At 69.2% G+C, this 6103-nt stretch carries 8 protein-coding genes; 5 read left to right on the top strand and 3 right to left on the bottom strand.

Annotation, left to right across the window (positions count from 1 at the left end; translation table 11 throughout):
• A partial coding sequence (locus A612_RS12795) for a MaoC family dehydratase (protein ID WP_019374861.1) occupies positions 1-320 on the bottom strand: 320 nt, incomplete at its 3' end.
• A 68-nt stretch (positions 321-388) separates the two neighbouring features.
• Between A612_RS12795 and A612_RS12790 the strand changes: the two genes are divergently transcribed.
• Complete coding sequence (locus tag A612_RS12790) at positions 389-823, top strand: DUF1841 family protein (RefSeq protein WP_019374860.1); 435 nt, start codon at positions 389-391, stop codon at positions 821-823.
• Here A612_RS12790 and A612_RS12785 read toward each other — a convergent pair.
• Together A612_RS12785 and A612_RS12780 are read right to left on the bottom strand one after the other, a co-directional pair.
• Positions 784-1707: a universal stress protein gene (locus A612_RS12785; protein ID WP_019374859.1), complete on the bottom strand. Its 924-nt coding sequence runs from the start codon at positions 1705-1707 to the stop codon at positions 784-786. The two genes, A612_RS12790 and A612_RS12785, sit on opposite strands and share 40 nt — an antisense overlap.
• A gap of 388 nt (positions 1708-2095) precedes the next feature.
• Complete coding sequence (locus A612_RS12780) at positions 2096-2752, bottom strand: c-type cytochrome (protein WP_019374858.1); 657 nt, start codon at positions 2750-2752, stop codon at positions 2096-2098.
• A 118-nt stretch (positions 2753-2870) separates the two neighbouring features.
• Here A612_RS12780 and A612_RS12775 point away from each other — a divergent pair, with 118 nt between their 5' ends.
• The 4 genes from A612_RS12775 to A612_RS12760 form a co-directional block, all read left to right on the top strand.
• Positions 2871-3713 carry an AAA family ATPase gene (locus tag A612_RS12775; protein ID WP_019374857.1) on the top strand — a complete coding sequence of 281 codons (843 nt, stop codon included), beginning with the start codon at positions 2871-2873 and terminating at the stop codon, positions 3711-3713.
• A gap of 27 nt (positions 3714-3740) precedes the next feature.
• A complete protein-coding gene (locus A612_RS12770; RefSeq protein ID WP_019374856.1) occupies positions 3741-4358 on the top strand; it encodes a GNAT family N-acetyltransferase in 618 nt (205 codons plus the stop codon).
• Between the two features lies 1 nt (position 4359).
• Complete coding sequence (locus A612_RS12765) at positions 4360-5547, top strand: vWA domain-containing protein (RefSeq protein ID WP_019374855.1); 1188 nt, start codon at positions 4360-4362, stop codon at positions 5545-5547.
• Positions 5548-5554: 7 nt separating this feature from the next.
• The coding region (locus tag A612_RS12760) for a POTRA domain-containing protein (protein ID WP_277422526.1) at positions 5555-6103 on the top strand (549 nt) is incomplete at its 3' end.

Below are 6103 nucleotides of genomic sequence, written 5' to 3'. Positions count from 1 at the left end.
AGGCGCCTGCCGGCCGGCACCGGCGAAGGGAAGCGCACGCGGTTGAGGCCGTAGTTCACGCCCATCTTGGCGCCTTCCACGTCGAAGGCCTGTTCCATGAAGCGCGGCAGCAGCGACAGCGTCAGGAAGCCATGGGCGATGGTCGCCCCGAAAGGGCCCTGCGCGGCGCGCGCCGGATCGGTGTGGATCCACTGGTGGTCGCCGGTGGCCTGGGCGAACTGGTCGATCTGCGCCTGCGTGACCTCGATCCAATCGGTCACCGCGATCTCCTGACCGACAGCGGCCAGCACTTCGGAGTAAGAGCGGAAGGTCTTTTTCATGCGGCGCAATGTAGCGAGCGCCGCGGCCGGGGCGTGTCCAGTGGGCGACTGCGTGCTACGCTGCCCGCATGTTCCAACCCTCCCAAGCCGACGTGCGGCGCTTCTTCTGCGCCGCCCACGCCAAGCAGCAGGCAGGCCAGCCCATGGAAGCCATCGAGACGCTGGCCGGCCTGTGGACCGCCGAGCACCCCGAATACCACGCCGAGCTCTCGGACCCCGAGGCGGCCGTGGCACGCGTCTACGCCGAGGGCTCCGACCAGGCCAATCCCTTCCTGCACCTGTCCATGCACCTGTCGATCAGCGAGCAGTGCAGCATCGACCAGCCGCGCGGCATCCGCCAGGCGGTGGAACTCCTGGCGCGGCGCCTGGGCTCGTTGCACGAGGCGCACCACGTTGCCATGGACTGCCTGGGCCGGATGCTGTGGGAAGCGCAGCGCGCCGGCCGTGCGCCGGATGGCGAGGCTTACGTGGCCTGCGTCCAGCGGCGCGCGACCGCGGACTGAGCCGGGCCACGCGCAGGCACAGGTGCGGGACGCCCGACCCTGCCCGCAGACGGCAGCACCAGCACGTCGCAGGCCACGGCCGCTTCCCCCGTCAGCAGCCTGGGCACGGCGCCGGGGCGCAGGCCCTCCAGCAGCGGGTGGCGCGGGCGGTGGGCGAGCGCCACCAGGTCGGCCGCCACGCTGTGCTGCTGTACCGCCAGCTGGCGCACGGCGTCGGCGCCGCGCAGCGCGAGGTCCACGCGGTTGCGCCGCGCGTCGAAGGCATCCGAGACGTACAGCTCGCGCAGGGCGGCATGCGGCACAGCCGGCGGATGGCGCAGGGCCCGCTCGAAGGCGGCGCGGCAGCGCAGGCCCCGGGGCTGTGCGGCATGGAAGAGCTCCAGCGCCGCGCGGGGCTGGAGCCCGCCCGCACAGCGCAGCAGCGCCCCGCCGGCATCGTGGCGGGCGTCTACCAGCACGTGGGCATAAGGTCTCTCGGCCGGACGGCGCACCAGCAGCACCGGGCAACGGGCCGCGCGCAGCAGCTGCAGCAGCGCCATCAGCTGCCTGAACGGGCGCAGGCCACGGTCCGCTGCGCGGGCGTCGCCGTCCAGAACGACCAGGTCGGCCTGCCCGGCGGCGTCCAGCACGGCGCGCGCCCTGCCCGCTCCCGCGGCGGGCAGCGGCAAGGCCTGCACGTGCGGCAGGCGGTGGCGCCGGGCGAGCTGCCGGGCGCGCTGTGCCAGCCGCTCGGCCGGGCCGGTGGGCTGCCCACGCCCTTGGTCGCCGACGAACACCAGCTCCAGCGCGGCGCCATGCTCGGCAGCCAGCAGGGCGGCGCGATCCAGTGCCTGTTCGGCAGGGCGGGAAAAATCGGTGGCGGCAAGGATGTGCTGCAAGCGCAAGGCGGATACCTCCTTCGGGACAGGGGCGGGCAAGAAAAGCACGGCGGCCGGCCCGGTCGGGGCCCAGAGAAGGGACACGCACGGAGCCGCAGCCGGGCGACGGGGCTGCACGGGGGCGGAGCCAGGACAGAGGGCCGCATAGGCCACGGCGGCCGGCCACAAGCGGGCCATGGGATCGACCGCCCAGACCACGGTCAGCGTGGACGGCTGGCATCCGGGCGGGCCAGGCGGCTGAAGCGCCGGCCGCGGATCCCGCTTATTGTACGAAAACAACAGCCCCTTGACAAGGCCTTCGATCCGATGCCTGCGGAAAACGTCCCAATGGCTGCAGTAGAGGGCAAGAAGCCCGCAGATGCGGGCTTTTCGGTCGGTCTCGGAGGGCAGGTCTTCAGCGGAAGCGCGATTGCGGCACCACCTTCAAGTCCCCCTCGAGCGAGCCCAGGTAGCGCGCCATCTCCTTGAGCTCGGCGTTGCTGAACTGCTTGGCGATGCCCGCCATGACGCCATTGCTGCGCCCCACGTAGGCGCTGGGGTCGTGCTTGTAGGACTTGAGGGCGACGAACAGGTAGTCGGCGTGCTGCCCGGCAATCTTCGGGTAGGAGCCGTCGATGGGTTTGGAAAAGTTGTCGCCGTGGCAGGACACGCAGGCACCCTTTTGCAGCAGCTGCGCCACCTGTCCACTCGGCTCGCGCGCAGCCTTGGCGCCCCCCTCGCCCCCGCCCTGCGCCGCGTAATAGGCCGCCAGGTCGGCGATGTCCTGCTCCGACAGCGAGTCGGCGATGCTGCGCATGGTGGGGTGGCGCCGCTCGCCCTTCTGGTAGGCGTGCAGCGCCGCGGCGATGTAGCCTGCGTTCTGGCCCGAGATCATCGGCACCTTGTGCACTTCGGGGAAACTCGCCTGGTAGCCGGGGATGCCATGGCAGCCGATGCACATGGCGACCTTGCCGGCGCCGGCGCCCGCGTCGCCCTTGATGTCCTGGGCGCTTGCTGCGCCGGTCGCCCACGCGACAGCGAGGCCAAAGATGGTGATCCAGGTTTTTTTCATTTTGCGCGCACAATCAGGTGATTGGTTGTCTCGGCGTTGGTGAAAAAAGATTATAGCGACCGGCTGTCAAGCCTCTTTGTCAACGCTTTCCCTTGTTTTCCTCCCATTTTCAAGCTCCATGAAGTTTCAAGGCTCCGAGAACTACGTCGCCACGCAGGACCTGATGCTGGCGGTGAACGCCGCCATCAAGCTGCAGCGCCCGCTGCTGGTCAAGGGCGAGCCCGGCACCGGCAAGACGCTGCTGGCCGAGGAAGTGGCGACGGCCCTGGGCATGCCGCTTTTGCAGTGGCACATCAAGTCCACCACCAAGGCCCAGCAGGGGCTGTACGAGTACGACGCCGTGAGCCGCCTGCGCGACTCGCAGCTGGGCGACGAGCGCGTCAAGGACATCCAGAACTACATCGTCCGTGGCGTGCTCTGGCAGGCCTTCACGGCCGACGAACCCGTGGCGCTCTTGATCGACGAGATCGACAAGGCCGACATCGAATTCCCCAACGACCTGCTGCGCGAGCTCGACCGCATGGAGTTCTACTGCTACGAGACGCGCGAGCTGATCCGTGCCAAGCACCGCCCGCTGGTCTTCATCACTTCCAACAACGAGAAGGAGCTGCCCGACGCCTTCCTGCGCCGCTGCTTCTTCCACTACATCAAGTTCCCCGAGCCGGAGACCATGAAGAAGATCGTGGACGTGCACTTCCCGACGCTCAAGAGCGGGCTGCTCACGGCGGCGATGAAGACCTTCTACGACATCCGCAACCTGCCGGGCCTGAAGAAGAAGCCCTCCACCAGCGAGTTCATCGACTGGCTGAAGCTGCTGCTGGCCGAGGAAATTCCGCTGGAGGCGCTGCAGTCGGCCGACAACAAGGTGTCGGTGCCGCCGCTGGTGGGGGCGCTGCTCAAGAACGAACAGGACGTGAGCCTGTTCGAGAAGCTGGTCTTCATGAACCAGCGCAACCGCTGAGCGCAGCGCCGAGCGGAGCGGAGCGCCATGGCCTTCGTCGAGCCCGTCACCCTGCAGGGGCGGGGCCTGCGCCTGGAGCCGCTGGCGCTGCGGCACGAGGCCGGCCTCGCGCAGGCCGCCGCCGACGGCAAGTTGTGGCGCCTGCGCGTGACCTCCGTGCCGGCGCCGGGCGAGGAGCGCGCCTACATCGAGCAGGCGCTCGCGATGCGCGAGGCCGGACACCGGCTGGCCTTCGCGGTCATCGACGAGGCGAGCGGCCGCGTCGTGGGCAGCACCAGCTACCACGACATCCTGCCGGCCGTGCGGCGCGTGGAGATCGGCTGGACCTGGTACGCACAGGGCGTGCAGCGCACGCACGTCAACACCACCGCCAAGCTGCTGATGATGGGCCACGCCTTCGACGCACTGCAGTGCCAGGTGGTGGGCTGGCGCACCGACAATTTCAATTTCGCGTCCCAGCGCGCCATCGAGCGGCTGGGCGCCCTCCGGGACGGCGTGATCCGCGGCCATGCGCTGCGCCGCGACGGCACCATCCGCGACACGGTGATGTACAGCATGCGCGCCGGCGAATGGCCCGAGGCGCGCGCCCAGCTGCTGTACCGCCTGGAGCGCCACGCCGCCGGACCCCAGGCTGGAAGCCCCTGACATGCTGATCGACTTCTTCTACGCCCTGCGCGCCGGCAAGCTGCCGGTGTCCGTGCGGGAATTCCTGACCCTGCTCGAAGCCCTGCAGGCCGGCGTGGCCGGCCCGAACTCCGACGACGCCTGGAGCATGGAGGACTTCTACCACCTGGCGCGCACCACGCTCGTCAAGGACGAGAAGCACTTCGACAAGTTCGACCGCGCCTTCGCCGCGTATTTCAAGGGCGTGGAGCTGCTCACCGACATCACCAAGGAGATCCCGGCCGACTGGCTGCGCCAGATGCTCGAGCGCGAGCTCACGCCCGAGCAGAAGGCCGCCATCGAGAAGATGGGCTGGGACGAGCTGATGGAGACGCTCAAAAAACGCCTGGAAGAGCAGAAGGGGCGCCACGAGGGCGGCAGCAAGTGGATCGGCACCGGCGGCACCAGCCCCTTCGGCCACGGCGGCTACAACCCGCAGGGCATCCGCATCGGCGGGCCGGGGCGCAACCGAAGCGCCGTGAAGGTCTGGGAGCAACGCGCCTACCGCGATTACGACGACACGCAGGAGCTGGGCACGAGGAACATCAAGGTCGCGCTGCGCCGCCTGCGCAAGTTCGCCCGCACGGGCAGCGAGCTGGAGCTGGACCTGCCCGACACCATCCGCTCCACCGCCGCCAACGCCGGCTGGCTGGACCTGAAGATGGTGCCCGAGCGGCACAACAACGTGAAGCTGTTGCTGCTGATGGACGTGGGCGGCACCATGGACGAGCACATCCAGCGCGTCGAGGAGCTGTTTTCGGCCGTGAAGGCCGAGTTCAAGCACCTGGAGTTCTACTACTTCCACAACTGCGTCTACGACTTCATGTGGAAGAACAACCGCCGGCGCTTCGCCGAGAAGTTCCCGACCTGGGACATCATCCGCAAGTACAACAAGGACTACAAGCTGGTCTTCGTGGGCGACGCGACCATGAGCCCCTACGAGATCCTGCAGCCCGGCGGCAGCGTGGAATACCACAACGAGGAAGCAGGCGCGGAGTGGCTGCAGCGCCTGACCAACGCTTTTCCGAAGCACGTGTGGATCAACCCCGAGCCGCAGGGCGTGTGGCAGTACCGCCAGAGCATCGCCATCATCCAGCAGCTGATGGGCCACCGCATGTTCCCGCTGTCGCTCAAGGGGCTGGAAGACGCGATGCGGCTTTTGTCGAAATAATCCACCCGTGCCCTTCCTCGTCCGACCCCCGCCCCCGCCCCGCAATGCGCCGCGCTGGCCGGCGTTGCTGCTGTCGCTGTGCCTGGCCGTGGCCGCCCTGCCCGGCTGCAGCCTGCTGCGCGGCGAGCAGGCGCCCGCGGGCAGCGAGGAAGGGGCGATCGCCACGGACGCCCCGGAAGGCAGCGGACCGGACGCCTTCGCCCTGCAGGTGCAGGCCGAGGACAAGCAGGTGCGCGAATACCTGGAACGCCACATGGAGCTGCAGCGTTTTCGCCACTTGCCCGACCTGCAGGAAGGCGAGCTGCGCCGCCTGCTGGGCGCGGCCGAGGCCAATGTGCGCGAGCTGCTGGCGACGCTCGGCTATTTCAGCCCGGAGATCGCCATCGCCCTGGAAGGCGGCGACGCGCCCCCACCAGCGGGCGCGGCCACCGAGGAGGCCGGCCCGCCCGCGCCGGCGCGCAGCATCCGCGTGGCCGTGGAGCCGGGTCCGCGCACGCACATCGCCAGCACGCGCATCGAAGTGCTGGGCAGCGACGCCACAGGCGGCCGGCCGGAC

This window comes from Melaminivora alkalimesophila, from assembly GCF_000282995.1.
GTDB lineage: Bacteria > Pseudomonadota > Gammaproteobacteria > Burkholderiales > Burkholderiaceae_C > Melaminivora > Melaminivora alkalimesophila.
This window is presented reverse-complemented; position numbering and strand designations above follow the sequence as displayed.